This is a genomic window from Bradyrhizobium sp. SPXBL-04 (assembly GCF_051853035.1).
GTDB classification, from domain to species: Bacteria; Pseudomonadota; Alphaproteobacteria; order Rhizobiales; family Xanthobacteraceae; genus Bradyrhizobium; species Bradyrhizobium zhanjiangense.
Window position 1 is genome coordinate 967,501 of record NZ_CP182472.1, and the last position, 14,968, is coordinate 982,468.

Annotated in this window: 15 protein-coding genes; 6 read left to right on the forward strand and 9 right to left on the reverse strand. The window is 64.3% G+C overall.

Translation table 11 applies throughout. From position 1 onward, the window contains the following. The first annotated feature begins 80 nt into the window (after positions 1 to 80). Positions 81 to 680: a hypothetical protein gene (locus ACNJX8_RS04505; RefSeq protein ID WP_439359737.1), complete on the forward strand. Its 600-nt coding sequence runs from the start codon at positions 81 to 83 to the stop codon at positions 678 to 680. Between the two features lie 271 nt (positions 681 to 951). On the opposite strand, the gene ACNJX8_RS04510 is transcribed toward ACNJX8_RS04505, so the two are convergent. The 5 genes from ACNJX8_RS04510 to ACNJX8_RS04530 all read right to left on the reverse strand — a co-directional run bounded on the left by ACNJX8_RS04510 (position 952) and on the right by ACNJX8_RS04530 (position 6,376). Continuing rightward, a complete protein-coding gene (locus ACNJX8_RS04510) occupies positions 952 to 2,040 on the reverse strand; it encodes a TRAP transporter substrate-binding protein (RefSeq protein WP_128931236.1) in 1,089 nt (362 codons plus the stop codon). 180 nt (positions 2,041 to 2,220) lie between these two features. Continuing rightward, the gene (locus tag ACNJX8_RS04515) at positions 2,221 to 3,534 is read right to left on the reverse strand and encodes an NAD(P)H-dependent oxidoreductase (RefSeq protein WP_439359738.1); all 1,314 of its coding nucleotides are present in this window, start codon (positions 3,532 to 3,534) and stop codon (positions 2,221 to 2,223) included. 169 nt (positions 3,535 to 3,703) lie between these two features. After that, positions 3,704 to 4,504 (reverse strand): phytanoyl-CoA dioxygenase family protein, encoded by an 801-nt coding sequence (locus ACNJX8_RS04520; RefSeq protein ID WP_439359739.1) that lies wholly within the window; start codon positions 4,502 to 4,504, stop codon positions 3,704 to 3,706. A gap of 137 nt (positions 4,505 to 4,641) precedes the next feature. Beyond that, entirely contained in the window at positions 4,642 to 5,319 is a 678-nt protein-coding gene (locus tag ACNJX8_RS04525) for a GntR family transcriptional regulator (protein WP_439359740.1), read from the reverse strand. 199 nt (positions 5,320 to 5,518) lie between these two features. Next, positions 5,519 to 6,376 carry a sigma-70 family RNA polymerase sigma factor gene (locus ACNJX8_RS04530; protein WP_439359741.1) on the reverse strand — a complete coding sequence of 286 codons (858 nt, stop codon included), beginning with the start codon at positions 6,374 to 6,376 and terminating at the stop codon, positions 5,519 to 5,521. Positions 6,377 to 6,475: 99 nt separating this feature from the next. On the opposite strand from ACNJX8_RS04530, the gene ACNJX8_RS04535 reads away from it, so the two are divergent. Continuing rightward, complete coding sequence (locus ACNJX8_RS04535; protein WP_439361807.1) at positions 6,476 to 6,931, forward strand: carboxymuconolactone decarboxylase family protein; 456 nt, start codon at positions 6,476 to 6,478, stop codon at positions 6,929 to 6,931. Between the two features lie 68 nt (positions 6,932 to 6,999). Here the strand turns inward: ACNJX8_RS04535 and ACNJX8_RS04540 are convergent, their stop codons facing one another. Beyond that, complete coding sequence (locus ACNJX8_RS04540; protein WP_439359742.1) at positions 7,000 to 7,812, reverse strand: alpha/beta fold hydrolase; 813 nt, start codon at positions 7,810 to 7,812, stop codon at positions 7,000 to 7,002. A 2-nt stretch (positions 7,813 to 7,814) separates the two neighbouring features. Then, entirely contained in the window at positions 7,815 to 8,633 is an 819-nt protein-coding gene (locus ACNJX8_RS04545; protein WP_439359743.1) for an alpha/beta fold hydrolase, read from the reverse strand. A gap of 137 nt (positions 8,634 to 8,770) precedes the next feature. On the opposite strand from ACNJX8_RS04545, the gene ACNJX8_RS04550 reads away from it, so the two are divergent. Next, a complete protein-coding gene (locus tag ACNJX8_RS04550; protein WP_128931243.1) occupies positions 8,771 to 9,313 on the forward strand; it encodes a methylated-DNA--[protein]-cysteine S-methyltransferase in 543 nt (180 codons plus the stop codon). A gap of 103 nt (positions 9,314 to 9,416) precedes the next feature. Here ACNJX8_RS04550 and ACNJX8_RS04555 read toward each other — a convergent pair whose 3' ends face one another. Beyond that, a complete protein-coding gene (locus ACNJX8_RS04555; RefSeq protein ID WP_439359744.1) occupies positions 9,417 to 10,961 on the reverse strand; it encodes an acyl-CoA synthetase in 1,545 nt (514 codons plus the stop codon). Positions 10,962 to 11,138: 177 nt separating this feature from the next. Then, positions 11,139 to 12,311: an acetyl-CoA C-acetyltransferase gene (locus tag ACNJX8_RS04560; RefSeq protein WP_128931245.1), complete on the reverse strand. Its 1,173-nt coding sequence runs from the start codon at positions 12,309 to 12,311 to the stop codon at positions 11,139 to 11,141. A 151-nt stretch (positions 12,312 to 12,462) separates the two neighbouring features. Here ACNJX8_RS04560 and ACNJX8_RS04565 point away from each other — a divergent pair, with 151 nt between their 5' ends. The 3 genes from ACNJX8_RS04565 to ACNJX8_RS04575 all read left to right on the forward strand — a co-directional run bounded on the left by ACNJX8_RS04565 (position 12,463) and on the right by ACNJX8_RS04575 (position 14,938). Next, positions 12,463 to 13,122 (forward strand): TetR family transcriptional regulator, encoded by a 660-nt coding sequence (locus ACNJX8_RS04565; protein WP_206734307.1) that lies wholly within the window; start codon positions 12,463 to 12,465, stop codon positions 13,120 to 13,122. A gap of 53 nt (positions 13,123 to 13,175) precedes the next feature. Next, complete coding sequence (locus ACNJX8_RS04570; protein ID WP_128931247.1) at positions 13,176 to 13,934, forward strand: SDR family NAD(P)-dependent oxidoreductase; 759 nt, start codon at positions 13,176 to 13,178, stop codon at positions 13,932 to 13,934. 197 nt (positions 13,935 to 14,131) lie between these two features. Further along, positions 14,132 to 14,938, forward strand: a complete 807-nt coding sequence (locus ACNJX8_RS04575; RefSeq protein ID WP_128931248.1) for an enoyl-CoA hydratase/isomerase family protein — start codon at positions 14,132 to 14,134, stop codon at positions 14,936 to 14,938. The last annotated feature ends 30 nt before the right edge of the window (positions 14,939 to 14,968 follow it).

Genomic DNA, 14,968 nt, shown 5'->3' on the forward strand with positions numbered 1-14,968 from the left:
TTCATGGGCCATTCACAACGCGGCCAGTAATCCGGTTCCGCTCTTGAAACCTCGCCATCAAAAGATCTGAGGAGACTTCCATGCCCGCATTGCTTCGTCCCACCCTCACTGTGCTGAGCGCTGCGTGCCTTCTGTCCGCAGTATCCCTCGTCTCCTCCGACGCAGCATTCGCACAGGCCAAGCAGCAGCCGGCACCCGCCCAGCAGGCCGCGCCGGCCCAGCAGCAGCAAACTCCAGCGCTGAAGCAGATCGCACTGACCGACAAGCAGCTCGATGGCGTGCTCGCCGCGCAGAAGGACATGGACGCGATCACGGAGAAGCTGCCGGAGAACACCGCGCCCGACCAGAAGGTGATCGCGCGGCTCGAGGAGGTCGCCAAGAAGCACGGCTTTGTCAGCTACGACGACTACAACAACGTGGTCGACAACATCAGTCTCGTGCTCGGCGGCTTCGATCCCGCGACCAAGAAATATGTCGGCCCCGAAGCCGTGATCAAGGCGCAGATCGCGCAGGTGCAGGCCGACAAGAAGATGCCGGCCAAGGAGAAGAAGGAAGCGGTCGACGAGCTCAACGAAGCGCTGAAGACGCCGGCGCCGCAGATCGAGAACAAAGGCAACATCGATCTCGTCGGCAAGTACTACGACAAGCTGGTCGCTGCGCTCGGTGACGACGAGAATTGAGAGAGTTGGCGGCGCGCTCTTTATGCACCGCACCTCTCTGCTGTCATGCCCCGGCTTAACCGGGGCATCCAGTACGCCGCGGCGGATGTGGTGAGAGCGAGCTCTCTAACGCCGGCCTCTGGATACTGGGTCGCCCGGTCAAGCCGGGCGATGACACCTTTCGGGTAGCTCCATCTCTCGCCAAACTGTGCAATCATAGCCGCGCTCAACGCAAAAGCCCCGGAGACATCTCCGGGGCTTTCGTCGTATCGCCGCTTGCCGCGCGATGCAGCTACGTCCGCGTCCGCATCCGCATCATGAAGCTGTCGAAGCTCAGCTCCGCGACCTGCATCCAGGCCAGCGACTCGCTGCGATAGGCGGTGAGGCTCGCATACATCTTGGCAAAATGCGGGTTGCTCTTGGCGAGATCGGCGTAGACCCCGTTGGCCGCGCCGTAGCAGGCTTCGAGCACCTCCTGCGGGAACGGCTTGAGGATCGCACCGGCAGCCAGCAGACGCTTCAGCGCCGGCGGATTGACCGAATCGTACTTGCCCGTCACCCAGGTGAAGGTGTCCAGCGATGCCGCGCTGATTGCGGCCTGATAGTGTTTCGGCAGCGCATTCCACTTTTCGAGGTTCATGAGGTTGTGGCCCTGACCGGTGCCTTCCCACCACCCCGGATAATAATAGTATTTCGCCACCTTCACGAAGCCGAGCTTCTCGTCGTCATACGGCCCCACCCATTCGGCCGCGTCGATCGTGCCCTTCTCCAGCGCTGGGTAGATGTCGCCGGCCGCGATCTGCTGCGGCACGCCACCGAGCTTCGAGATGATGGTGCCCGCGAAGCCGCCGACGCGGAATTTCAGCCCCTTGAGATCATCGACGGTCTTGATCTCCTTGCGGAACCAGCCGCCCATCTGGGCGCCGGTCGAGCCTGTGGGCACGCCGATCGCGTTATGCTCCTTCAGGAGCTCGTTCAGCATGTCCTGACCACCGCCCCATATCAGCCAGGAAATGTGCTGGCGCGTGTTGAGCCCGAACGGCAGCGATGTGCCGAAAGTGAAGGCGGGATTCTTGCCCCAGTAATAATAGAGCGCGGTATTGCCGATCTCCACGGTGCCGTTCGAGACCGCGTCGAGCACCTGCAATCCCGGGACGATTTCGCCGGCGGCGAAGGGCTGGATCTGGAATTTATTGTCGGTGATCTCGGCGACGCGCTTGCAGAAATATTCGCAGCCGCCATAGAGCGTATCCAGAGATTTCGGCCAGCTCGCCGCTAGGCGCCATTTCACCTCGGGCATCGATTGCGCGATAGCCGGTGCAGCAACTGCGCTTGCGGCAAGGCCCAGCCCGCCTGCCGTCAGGAATTTACGACGTTCCATGCATTCCCTCCTGTGATGTCGAGTCCTCGACGAGGGGATCGCGATCTTGGCGCCGCTTTGTCTTCGTCGCTGGCCGACGTTTCTTGGTGTCCGAAATTCAAATGTCCCGGATCGCGGTCAGGATGGCGAAACGGCGGCAGCAAAGCAAGCGCACATTTGGTTGCGCCGCCGGCGACGCCCTCAATGCTGCGCTGCGAACGCGGCCTCCATGGCCTTGCGTGCTTTCACCGTCTCGTTTCCCGCATCGAACTCGACGTCGCTCCAGCGCACCACCGCGCCATGCGCGACGTCATGTCTCAGCTTCACGCTGTGCGCGAGGCCGATCGGCAGCGCGCCGGTCTTCAGGCTCGCGGCCGCCGGTACCAGCTTGCCCCACACGGTGTAGCCGCCTTCGCCATCCAGCATCTCGCCGGCGCGCAAATTGCGTTTTGCCACAGCCGCGACATCGCCGCGGAAGCCGTTAGCTTGTCCGGTCGGCTCACCCCGCAGCGCCGCCGACAGCACCGAGATGTTCAGCTCCAGCCCGATCAGATGATAGGGCTTATACATCGCCGCGAAACGACCGCTGGCGTCGGTCTTCAGGCCGTATTGCCTGAAGCAGTCGGCAGCATAATCGTTCGGTGCCTCCAGCACGACATAGACGCCCCAACGCAGGTCGCGAAACACCGGCCGGCCGTCGCGCTCGAGTGAAGAGACCACTTCCACCACGCCCGATCGCTCCAGCACGCCGCCGCGCGAGCGCGGCCGCATGATGTGCGGCAGATCGTCAACGCCGCAGGGCGGAAACAGCAAGCCGTCGGCGGGCACGTCGAGGGTGCAGGCATTGGCGATCGCGGCCATCTCGATCGCCGATTTGGTGCCGTCCAGGAAGGAGTTGAACATCTGCGGATTCATGCCGGCCGACTGCGCTTCGCTCGCGGTGAGGCCGTAATGCTGCCAGACGCCATCAGGCGTCACGTCGTGATAGGCCGGCAGATATTTTGTGCCCTTGCCGGCCGCGACGACGTGGAATCCCGTCGCGCGCGCCCAATCCACCATCTCCGCCGTCAGCGCCGGCTGATCGCCATAGGCGAGCGAATAGACCACGCCCGCTTTTCGCGCTTCCTCGGCGAGCAGGGGGCCCGCCAGCACGTCGGCCTCGACATTGACCATCACGATATGCTTGCCCGCCGCAATCGCAGCGCGCGCATGCTTGATGCCGACGGCGGGATTGCCGGTCGCTTCCACCACCACGTCTATCGCGCCGCCGGCGATGGCGCGCGCACCGTCATCGGTGAACGTGGTCGCGGCGATGCGGTCTGTATCCCAGCCGACAGTGCGGCAGGCCTTGCGTGCCCGGTCGCGGTCGATGTCGACGATGACAGGCACCTCCAGTCCCGGCGTGTGCGGCACCTGCGACAAAAACATCGAGCCGAATTTCCCGGCGCCGATCAGCGCGACGCGAACGGGTTTGCCGGCGGACGCGCGAGCTTGCAGGAGGCGGAAGAGGTTCATGTGGGTGTCCGAGAGTGCGTTGGCTGTTGCGCGACGCGAAGTGCGAAGTATCAACGTTCGTCATTCCGGAGCGACGCGTCAGCGTCGAAGCCCGGAATCCATCGGGCCGCAGAAACTGCGGATAAATGGATTCCGGGCTCGCGACTTCGTCGCGCCCCGGAATGACAGGTTACTCCGCCGCCTGTCGCGGCGCACGTGCGAGCCGCAGCAGCGCGTCGTCATCCACCGTCTTGATCGGCGCGAAATCGCGATGCGCGATGTAGTCCGGCCGCGTCGGGGTGCGGATGTAGTTCGAGACCGCGTTCAGCGTCAGATACACGATCTTGCGTGGATAGGGCGTGATGTTGCCGCTCGAACCGTGCACGAGATTGCCGTGGAACATCAGCATGCCACCGGGCTTGCCCGTGGGCGCCACGATGCCGCCCTGCTTGACGAGCCGCGTCACGGTGTCCTCGTCCAGTGTCCACAGCGGATAGGAGGTGGTGGCGAGATCGTGCGAGGCTTCGAGATCGCCGGCGTTCTGGCTGCGTGGCACCAGCATCAGGGGGCCGTTGATCGGCATGACTTCGTCGAGGAAGATCGCAATGTTCATCGCGCGCGGCTCCGGCATGCCGTCGTCGCGCTTCCAGGTGCCGTAATCCTGGTGCCATTGCCAGACGTCGCCGGTGAAGGCCGATTTCGCGTTGATCTTGAACTGGTGCATGTAGACAGGCTCGCCGAACACCTGCTCGACCGGCTCGATCATGCGCGGATGCGCGCCCAGGATGCCGAAGGCCTCGTTGTAGAGATGCGCGGCAAAGGCGGTGCGCGGCGCGCCGCTCTTCTCGCGCCAGACCTCCGGCCGGTTGGCGTCGTAGATGCCGACCGCCTCGCGCGCGAGCAGTTCGACCTCCTCCTGACTGAACAATTCGGGCAGGAACAGCCAGCCTTCGCGGTGGAAGAACTCCAATTGCTCCTGAGACAGCTTCATGGGGCGTCCTCCTTGGTTTTGTTTATTTGTTTTCTCTCTCGTCATGCCCGGGCTTGTCCCGGGCATCCACGTTCTTCGTCGAGCAAAGGCGTGGATGGCCGGGTCAAGCCCGGCCATGACGGCGCAGGTGCAAATGACTACGCCGCCACCTCTTCCGTCGCCCTCAATCTCTCCTCGGTCATCCGTCCCGCCGTCTGCGCATGCGCCAGCGCCGCGCGTTCGGCGGCGTTCGCATCGCCCGCGAGAATGTGTTTGGCGATATCGGCATGCTCCGCCCAGGCGCTGCCGCGATAGTCGAGCTCGGCGAGCACCGTCGCCATCGAGCGGCGCATGTGCGGCCATTGCGGCGCCATCGTCTCCTCGATCACGGGATTGCCGGCGAGCTGATAGATCGCGCGGTGAAAATTGACGTCGAGCACGATGAGCTCGGCAAGCGTCGTGTTGCGGTCGATGCGCCGTCCGGCCGCAAGCGCCGCCTCCAGCCGCGCGCGAGCCGCGGCGTCAGTGGCTGCGCGCTCGGCGGCAAGCCGGGCGGCCAGCGCATCGATGGCGCCGCGCACCTCGTAGAGCTGGCGGATGCGTGAGGGGTCGAGCTGGGTCACCTCAAAGCCGCGCTTGCCGCTCTCGGCGACGAGGCCCTGCCGGTGCAACAGATGCAGTGCGTGCGACACCGGCTGGCGCGAGACGCCGAGCTTGTCGGCGAGCTCGTTCTGCCGGATGCGCTGTCCGGGCTGAAGGGTCCGGTCGGAGATCGCCTCCAGGATCCGGGCGTAGACCTGGTCGATCAGGTTCGGGAGCGGGTCGAGAGGGATCACGCCGGCAGCTCCGAGAGGCGCAAGAGGGAATACGGAATTCCGTATTCGAAGCTACGCTGCGGGATCGACCGCGTCAAGCGGTACCGGAGGGTGGCCCGACCTTCCTTTCGGAAGTGGCTAAGCTATTGATATTGCTGGGCCGTCTACTGTGCATGGGGTTGTTTTTCGAGAAAAATGATCTGGCCTGGGTCGATGCCATCTAGCGCTCGAGCATCTCCACATCGAGCGTCGCAATTCGCTCGGCATCGGCCGTAGCATCGATTCCGGCGATCCGGCCATCCCTGAAGCTGACGCGCAGCGCGATGCGCAGCTGGCCGCCGAGAACGACGGCGACGCCCATTTCGCCATCGACCAGCGCGGCCCGTGCCGCCTGAGCGCGGCCCTTGAAGGTCTGCGCGACCGCGTCCGCGCCGCGGATCTCGGGCAGCGAGCCGAGCCGCACCGCGGCCTGGTCGGCGCGGAATACGACGTCGGGATCGAGCACGGCCAGCAGGCCCTCGAAATCGCCCTCGCGCGAAGCTTTGAGGAAGGCATCGACGATTCCGCGCTGGCGCGACAGATCCGTCTCCGGCACCGGCGCGCCCTGCACGCGCCGCCGCGCACGACTCGCCAGCTGCCGCGAGGCGTCAACGGAGCGGCCGACGATCGGCGCGATCTCCTCGAAGGGAACGGCGAACAGGTCGTGCAGCACGAAGGCAAGCCGCTCCGCCGGCTGCAATGTCTCCAGCACGACCAGCAGCGCCGCGCCGACGGAATCGGCCATCTCCGCCTCGCGTTCCCGTGTCTTGTCGACCGGCTCGGGCACGTGCGGACCCATCGGCTCTTCCTTGCGTGACTTCCGTACGCGCAGCATGTCGAGGCAGATCCGCGCCACCACGGTGGTCAGCCAGCCGCGCAGGTTCGCGACGTCGGACATATCGTAGCGGCTGACCCGCAGCCAGGCCTCCTGCACGGCATCCTCGACCTCAGCACGGGAGCCCAGCATCCGGTAGGCGACCGCGCGCAGATGGTCCCGGCTGGCCTCGAACTGGCGGGTGAGAAGATTTTCTTCAGTCATCGGTCACATTCCCTCATCGCGATCCGTCATGCCCATGACGAAGCCAATCCGGTCGATGTGACCGGAACCTTCGAAATTCTCGAACGGAGACGCAAGATGATGCACGCACGTATGAACCATCCGGTCATGGTCCTGCCGGAGGCGATGAATGTCCTTCAGTCCCTCGGCAATTTGACCAAACAGGGCCTGCCGGAAAAGCTCCTGGAACTGGTGCACCTGCGCGCAAGCCAGATCAATGGCTGCAGCGTCTGCGTCGACATGCATCCGAAGGTCGCGCGCAAGCTTGGCGAGACCGATGAACGCCTGTTCGCCGTGTCCGCCTGGCGCGATGCGCCCTATTTCACCGAAGCCGAGCGCGCCGCCTTGGCGCTGACCGAGGCGGTCACGCGTCTTGCCGATCGCGAGGATCCGGTGCCGGATGCGATCTGGAACGCGGCCGCCAAGCATTTTGACGAGCGCGAGCTCGCCACGCTGATCCTCTCGATTGCAACGATCAACGTCTGGAACCGGCTGAACGCGACGATCAAGATGCCGGTCGGCGTTTGGAAGGTGTGAGCACGTGTGAGGGAGGCACTGACCGTGCACTCCCTCGCCTCGCACGCGGGGAGAGGCAACGAGAGCGCCTACTCCGCCAAGAACCTGTTCACTGCCTCGCCGAACTCCAGCGGCGCCTGTTCGAACATCCAGTGGCCGGCCTTTGGGATCACCGCCGTCTTGCTGCCTGCGATGTGCTCGGCCAGCACGCGCCACATCACCGACAGGCTTCCCGTCGTCGCGCCGCCGCCGATCAGCAGCGTCGGCGTCCTGATCGCCTGCGCATCAGCGAGTGTGTAGGGCCTGCGCTGCTCGTTGATCTGGCCGAGGAAGGTCAGTGCGTTATCGCGGAGTTGCTGCTTGGCCGCCGCCGGCACGCGGCGCCAGGAGCCGTCGCCCTCGATGCCTTCGTAAAAATTCTGCAGCGCGCCCTCGATGTCGCCGGCGCGGATCATCTCGACCGATCGCGCGGTGCGTGCGGCGAGCGGCGGATGCGTCGGTGTGCCTGCGGGGACCGGCAAGCTGGCATCGAGATCGCCGCCCGGTTCGGCCAGCACCAGTTTTCGCAACAGATCCGGCCGGGCCTGCGCCACGCGGAAGGCGATGTGGCCGCCGCGCGAATGTCCCATCAGATCGACCGGTCCGGGCTGGACCTGCTCGATGAAGGCGATCGTATCAGCGACATGCTGGGCCATCTTGTAGTCGTCGCCGACGGCATCCCAATGCTCCGGAAAGAAGTGCCGCAGGCTGACCGAGATCACCCGATGGTTCTTCGACAGCGGGCCGAGCACCGAATACCAGGTGCGGAAATCCCCGAGCGTGCCGTGCACGCAGACCAGCGGTGGGCCGTCTCCGACTTCGAGATAGGCCATGTCGTAACCGTTGACGCGAAATGTCTGCATGATCAGCTCGCCAGAAAATCCAGCACCACTTCGGAGTATTTCTGCGGTGCCTGCTCGAACATCGGATGCGTCGCGTTCGGGATGACCGCCGTCTTTGAATAAGGCACATGCGCCGCGAGCGCGTGCAGCACCTTCGGCAGCAGGCCCTTGGTCCGCGCGCCCAGGATGAACAGCGTCGGCATTTTGATGGACTCCGCGTCCGCCTTCGAGAATGGCGGGCGATTGTCGCGGACCTGGCCGATCAGCGTCATGGCGTTGTCGCGCAGATTTTGCTTCACCATCGCCGGTAGTCGCGGCCAGGTGCCGGGGCCCTCCAGCGTGTCGACGAAGACGGCAAGGCCGCCGTCGACGTCGCCAGCTGCGATCTTCTCGGCCGAGGCCGAGAACCGCGCCAGCAGCGGCGAAGGGCCGCCGACATGATCGGGATCGAGGCTTGCATCGAGCTCGCCGCCGGGCTCGGCCAGGATCAGCCGCCGGAGCAGGTCCGGCCGCGCCTGCGCCACGCGGAAGCAGATGTGCCCGCCGCGGGAATGTCCCATCAGGTCGACCGGCCCGAGGTCGAGCTTTTCGATGAAGGCGATGACGTCATCGACATGCTGGGCAATCGAATAGGTGTCACCGACGCCGTCCCATCGCGCCGGGAAGAAGTGCCTCAAGCTGACAGCGATCACCCGGTGCCGCTGCGTCAGCGGTCCGAGCACGCAACCCCAGATGCGGAAGTCCGAGAGCGAGCCGTGCACGCAGACCAGCGGCGGGCCGCCTTTGGCTTCGCCCACGTCGAGGTAGGGCATCTCGTATCCGTTGACGTGGAGGCTTTGCATTCTGGGCTCGCGCGAAGGAACAGGAACTCCTGTGCAAGATTCCCGGAAACCGGGTGGATCGCAACTATTTCCAAGCCTAGATTTCGCAGGAGATCAAAGAGGGGGCCTGCGACGAGAAGCAAGCCAGAAACCAAGCCATGACCGACCAGCATTTTGCCCTGTTCGACACCAGGATCGGCCTGTGCGCCATCGCCTGGGGCCCGCGCGGCATCAACGGCACGCAATTGCCGATGGGCGGCGAGCAGAAGATCCGCACCCGTATCCATCAGCGCCATGCCGAGGCGACCGAAGCCGAGCCGACCGCCGAGGTGCAGCGGGCGATCGACCGCATCGTCAAGCTGCTCGCGGGCGAGCCGGATGATCTCACCGACATCCCGCTCGATCTCGACGGCGTGCCCGAGTTCAATCGCGGCGTCTACGACATCGCCCGCACCATCCCGCCCGGCAAGACCATGACCTATGGCGACATTGCGAAGCAACTCGGCGGCGTCGAACTGTCGCGCGACGTCGGCCAGGCGCTCGGTCGCAACCCGTGCCCGATCGTCGTGCCCTGCCATCGCGTGCTGGCGGCCGGCAACAAGCCCGGCGGCTTCTCCGCGAATGGCGGCGTGGTGACGAAGCTGAAGATGCTCGAGATCGAAGGCGCGCTGGTGAACCACACGCCGAGCCTGTTTGATTGAGGTTGCGGGACGCGGAGGGTGGGTTAGCCGAAGGCGTAACCCACCTCTTTCGCCTCCGTGGAGACAAGGGTTACGCTACGCTAACCCACCCTACGAGCCCCCGCTAAATCTTCGCCGCCGTCTTCGGCCAATACTTGTCGCGCAGATGGCGTTTCACCAGCTTGCCCGTGGGCGTGCGCGGCAGCTCGGCCTCGAAATCGATCGAGCGCGGACACTTGATGGCGGAGAGGCGGCCCTTGCAATAGGCGATCAACTCGGCCTCGAGCGCCTTGCCGGCACGGCTCATGTCGTGCGGTTGCACCACCGCCTTCACCTCTTCGCCCATCTCCTCGTTCGGCACGCCGAACACGGCGACGTCGGCGACGTCAGGATGGGTGATGAGCACGTCCTCGGTCTCCTGCGGGTAGATGTTCACCCCGCCGGAGATGATCATGTAGGACTTGCGATCGGTGAGATAGAGGAAGCCGTCCTTGTCGAGATAACCGACGTCGCCGAGCGTCGACCAGCCCTTTGCGTTGTAGGCCTTCTTCGTCTTTTCAGGGTCGTTGTGATAGGTGAAGGCCGGCGCGTCGGCGAAATAGACCGTGCCGATCTCGCCCACCGGTTGCTCCTCGTCGTTCTCGTCCAGAATCTTGACCTTGCCGACCACGGCGCGGCCGACACTGCCGCGGTGCGTCAGCCAATCTTTCGAGCTGCAGACGGTGACGCCATTGCCTTCCGAGCCGGCATAATACTCGATCAGGATCGGTCCCCACCATTCGATCATCTTGGCTTTGACGTCGACGGGGCAGGGCGCGGCGGCGTGGATCGCGCCCTCCAGCGTGGAGACATTGTATTTGGCGCGCACCTCGTCCGGCAGCTTCAGCATCCGCACGAACATGGTCGGCACCAGCTGCGACTGCGTGACCTTGTATTTCTCGACGAGCTTCAAAAATTCCTCGGCATCAAAATGCTCCATGATGATGGAGGCGCCGCCGAGCACGACTGCCATCATGTTGAAGCGCAATGGGGCCGCGTGATAGAGCGGCGCCGGAGAAAGGTAGATCGTGTCGGCGTTCATGCCGCACATGTTGGCGCAGAGCACGCGCAGGAATGCGTTCGGCTCGTCGATCGGCTTGCCCTCGAACGCCTTCTTGACGCCTTTGGGGCGGCCCGTGGTGCCGGACGAATACAGCATGTCGTAGCCGGCGACCTCGTCCGCGATCGGCGTCGTCGGCTGCGCGCCTGCTTCCTTGTCGTAGGAGCGGAAGCCCGGTAGCGGCTCGTCCATCATGTAGAAGATCGGCTCGCCGGCAGCGCCCTTGATCAGGCCCTTGATCTGGTCGGCGCATTTCGGCGTGGTGATCACGACCTTGGCGCCGCAATCCTTGACGATGTAGTCGATCTCGTCTTGCTTCAGATAGCGGCTGATCGCGGTGTAATAGAGCCCGCTGCGCTGTGCCGCCCAGCAGATCTCCATGAAGGCGAGCCGGTTCTCCATCAACAGCGCGATGTGGTCGCCGGCCTTGAGACCAAGCGAGCGGAAGAGATGCGCGCCCTGGTTCGAGAGCTCGTCGAGTTCGCGATATGTGATCGCCTTGCCGGTGCCGGCCATCTGATAGGCGATCTTATTCGGCGTTGTCTTCGCGTAGACGGACGGATGAGTCATGAAAGTTGGTCTCGCAACAACAAAGGTGTCATCCCGGCGAAAGCCGGGATCCATAACCACCGAAACAGATCGTTGAAATGCGATGTCGCCCCAGCTCGCCCCTACCACAGACTCTTGTGGTTATGGGTCCCGGCTTTCGCCGGGACGACACCTTTAGTGTGGCAACTGCAACGGCGCTTACAGCCGCTCCACGATCGTGACGTTGGCCATGCCGCCGCCCTCGCACATGGTCTGGAGGCCGTAGCGCTTACCGCGCTGATGCAGGGCGTGGACCAGCGTGGTCATCAGCTTGGTGCCGGAGCCGCCGAGGGGGTGGCCGAGCGCGATCGCGCCGCCGTTGACGTTGAGACGCTCCGGATCGGCGCCGGTGGTCTTGAGCCAGGCGGTCGGCACCGAGGCAAAGGCCTCGTTGACCTCAAACAGATCGATGTCGCCGATCTTCATACCGGCCTTCTCCAGTGCGCGCTTGGTCGCGTGCAGCGGAGCGTCGAGCATGATGACGGGATCGCCGCCGGTCATGGTCATGTGGTGGATGCGCGCGAGCGGCTTGACGCCGAGCTGCTTCAGGCCGCGCTCGTTGACCACCATGACGCCGGAGGCGCCGTCGCAGATCTGGCTGGCGCTGGCCGCGGTGAGCTTGCCGTTCTCGGCGATCAGCTTGACACCCCTGATGCCTTCGATCGTTGCATCGAAACGGATGCCTTCGTCGATGTGATGGGTGTCCTTGCTGCCGTCGGCACGGGTGATCTCGAGCGGCACGATCTCCTTCTTGAAGTGACCCGCTTGCGTCGCCGCGATCGCGCGCTGATGGCTGCCAAAGGAGTATTCGTCGAGCTCATCCTTGGAGAGGCCGTACTTCTCGGCCATCATCTCCGCGCCGGTGAACTGGCTGAACATGATGTTCGGATACTTCTTCTCGATGCCCGGGCTCTTGTAATTGCCAAAACCGTTCTTGGCCGGGAGCTGTGACGACAGGCCCATCGGCACCCGCGTCATCGATTCCACGCCGGCGGCGATCACCACGTCCATCGCGCCGGACATCACGGCTTGCGCGGCGAAGTGCAGCGCCTGCTGCGAGGAGCCGCACTGGCGGTCGATCGAGGTGCCCGGCACGCTCTCCGGCAGTTTTGACGCCATCACCGCGTTGCGTGCGATGTTGTTGGACTGCTCGCCGACCTGCATCACGCAGCCCATGATCACGTCCTCGACCAGGGCTGGATCGACCTTGGTGCGGTCGACCAACTCGTCCAGCACCTTGGCGGCGAGATCGGCCGGATGCCAGCCGGCGAGGCGGCCCCCCTTGCGCCCGCCGGCGGTGCGCGCAGCGGCGACGATGTAAGCCTCGGCCATGTCGGTTTCTCCCTGAATTCTTGATTGGGTTGGTTGTCGGGGACGGATTTAAGGGACGCGAGATCGTTTAGTCAATCGATCAATTAACTCTTGTGATAGGGCGCTGCTTGGGCTTATCTGCGCGCCTCACGAGGCATGTTCAGGGATCTCTGTGGCTACCAGCGTACCGACCAAGCTCCCCAGCGGGAAGAATTCCACGGCAGAGAAATTGCTCGTGGCCGCGAGCGAGCTGATGATCGAACGCTCCTCGATCGAGATCTCGCTCTCCGACATCGCCCAGAAGTCCGGCGCCAATGCCGCGCTGGTCAAATACCATTTCGGTAACAAGGACGGCCTGCTGCTGGCGCTGCTGGAGCGCAACGCCGCGACCGAACTGTCCAATCTCGAATATCTGCTGGCGCAGCCGATCACGCCGACCGCGAAGCTAAAGCTGCACATCGGCGGTATCATCCGCGCCTATTACCGGTTCCCGTATATGAACCGGCTGATCCACTATCTCCTGCATGAGACCAAGCCGGAATGCGCAGATGAGGTGTCGAAATTCTTCGTCGCGCCGCTGCTGGACTTCCACCGCCGCCTGCTCGCCGACGGCGTCAGCCGCGGCGAGTTCCGCGCCACCGATCCTGTGCTGTTCTACACCAGCCTGATCGGCGCTTGCGATCACCTGTTCTTCGGCCGGCACGCAATGTCTCGCGCGACCGGCGTCGGCCCGGTCACCGACGAAGTCTGCCGGCAATACATCAAGCACATGGAAACGCTGATTTGCGGCGGCATCCTCACGCAAGCCGAGGAAGCTGCCGCGGCCGGATGATCCGGCTGAACCTTCAAGTCCAGAGAAGAAACGCCCAAGGAAAGGTACAAGCGATGCAGTTGAAAGACGTAGCCGTTCTCATCACCGGCGGCGGTTCGGGCCTGGGTGCCGCGACCGCTCGGGCCATGGCCGCCAAGGGCGCCAAGATCGGCGTGATCGACCAGAGCAAGGAAAACGCCGAGAAGGTCGCCGCCGAGGTGAAGGGCGTCGCGCTCCATGCCGACGTCACCAGCGAGGAGCAGATCAAGGCGGCGATCGCCAAGGCGGAAGCCGCGCATGGCGTCGCGCGCGTGCTGATGAACTGCGCCGGCATAGGCGGCTCGCAGCGCATCGTCGGTCGTGACGGCGTCTACCCGCTGGAAAAGTTCGCGCGCATCATCAATGTCAATTTGATCGGCACGTTCAACTGCCTGCGGCTGTTCGCCGAGCGTCTCGTCACGATCGAGCCGGTCGGTGAAGAGCGCGGCGTCATCGTCAACACCGCCTCGGTCGCCGCTTACGAAGGTCAGATCGGCCAGATCGCCTATTCGGCGTCGAAGGGCGGCGTCGTTGGCCTGACGCTGCCGGCGGCGCGCGACCTCGCCAGCCAGAAAATCCGCGTCAACACCATCGCGCCCGGCTTGTTCTTCACACCGCTGCTGATGGGCCTCAACGAAGAGGCCCGCAAGAGCCTCGGCGCGCAGGTGCCGCATCCCTCGCGTCTCGGCGATGCCGCCGAATACGGCATGCTCGCGGTCCACATCGTCGAGAACCCGATGCTCAACGGCGAGACCATCCGCCTCGACGGCGCCATTCGCATGGCGCCGCGGTAAGCGGCGCTTCTTACTCTCCCCTGGAGGGGGAGGGTCGGCGCGAAGCGTCGGGTGGGGTGATCTCTCCACTCGGGCACTATTCGGTGGGGAGAGACTGTCACCCACCCCGTCTCACATTTCGCTGCGCGCAATGTGAGCCGACCCTCCCCCTCCAGGGGAGGGTGGCAGTCCGGCCCATGACCGATGTGCGAGGTCCCATGTCCCAACCGCTGCTGATCGAGCATGACGACGGCGTCGACCGGGTGACGCTCAATCGTCCTGACAGCCTCAACGCGCTCGATCCCGCGCTGATCGATGCTCTCAACGTCTATTTCCAAAGCCTGCAGCGCAACCGCGACACGCGCGTGGTGGTGTTGCGCGGCGCCGGCAAGAATTTCTGCGCGGGCCTCGATCTCAAGGCCGCGATGGCGCGCCGCGCCGGTCAGCAGGAACCACCCGGTGTGACCGAGTCGCTCGACTCGCAGCGGCGCATCGCCGACATCGTGATGCTGATGCGGCGTTGCCCGCAGCCGATCCTGGCACTGGTGCAGGGCGCCGCGGCCGGTGGCGGCTTCGCGCTGGCGCTGGCGTCCGACATCCGCATTGCGACGACATCGGCGCGGATGAACTGCGCTTTCATCAAGCTCGGCCTCGGCGGCTGCGACATCGGCACCAGCTATTTCCTGCCGCGCCTCGTCGGTGTGTCCGTGGCATCGGAATTGATCCTGACCGGGCGCTTCATCGGCGCTGAGCGCGCGCTGGCGGTCGGGCTTGTCTCGGAGGTCGTCGACGAGGACAAGCTCGATGACGCGGCCGCGCCTTATATCGACGCGATGATGACGGCCTCGCCCGTGGGGCTGCGTCTGTCCAAGGAATGTCTCAACATGAGCGTCGATGCCGGTTCGCTGGAAGCTGCGATTGCGATGGAGGACCGCAACCAAGTCCTGTGCAGTCGTTCCGAGGAGTTTTCGGAAGGCATCAGGGCCTTCCTTGAGAAGCGAAAGCCTGTCTATATCAAGCGCTGAACGAGAATGATCCGCAAAGGACAATAATTC

Coding starts and splice junctions, on each gene's coding strand:
- ACNJX8_RS04530 (WP_439359741.1), bottom strand. CDS start 6,376: ATGACTGAAGAAAATCTTCTCACCCGCCAGTTCGAGGCCAGCCGGGAC.
- ACNJX8_RS04550 (WP_128931243.1), top strand. CDS start 8,771: ATGACCGACCAGCATTTTGCCCTGTTCGACACCAGGATCGGCCTGTGC.
- ACNJX8_RS04520 (WP_439359739.1), bottom strand. CDS start 4,504: ATGAAGCTGTCTCAGGAGCAATTGGAGTTCTTCCACCGCGAAGGCTGG.
- ACNJX8_RS04505 (WP_439359737.1), top strand. CDS start 81: ATGCCCGCATTGCTTCGTCCCACCCTCACTGTGCTGAGCGCTGCGTGC.
- ACNJX8_RS04570 (WP_128931247.1), top strand. CDS start 13,176: ATGCAGTTGAAAGACGTAGCCGTTCTCATCACCGGCGGCGGTTCGGGC.
- ACNJX8_RS04575 (WP_128931248.1), top strand. CDS start 14,132: ATGTCCCAACCGCTGCTGATCGAGCATGACGACGGCGTCGACCGGGTG.
- ACNJX8_RS04555 (WP_439359744.1), bottom strand. CDS start 10,961: ATGACTCATCCGTCCGTCTACGCGAAGACAACGCCGAATAAGATCGCC.
- ACNJX8_RS04515 (WP_439359738.1), bottom strand. CDS start 3,534: ATGAACCTCTTCCGCCTCCTGCAAGCTCGCGCGTCCGCCGGCAAACCC.
- ACNJX8_RS04535 (WP_439361807.1), top strand. CDS start 6,476: ATGCACGCACGTATGAACCATCCGGTCATGGTCCTGCCGGAGGCGATG.
- ACNJX8_RS04540 (WP_439359742.1), bottom strand. CDS start 7,812: ATGCAGACATTTCGCGTCAACGGTTACGACATGGCCTATCTCGAAGTC.
- ACNJX8_RS04545 (WP_439359743.1), bottom strand. CDS start 8,633: ATGCAAAGCCTCCACGTCAACGGATACGAGATGCCCTACCTCGACGTG.
- ACNJX8_RS04560 (WP_128931245.1), bottom strand. CDS start 12,311: ATGGCCGAGGCTTACATCGTCGCCGCTGCGCGCACCGCCGGCGGGCGC.
- ACNJX8_RS04510 (WP_128931236.1), bottom strand. CDS start 2,040: ATGGAACGTCGTAAATTCCTGACGGCAGGCGGGCTGGGCCTTGCCGCA.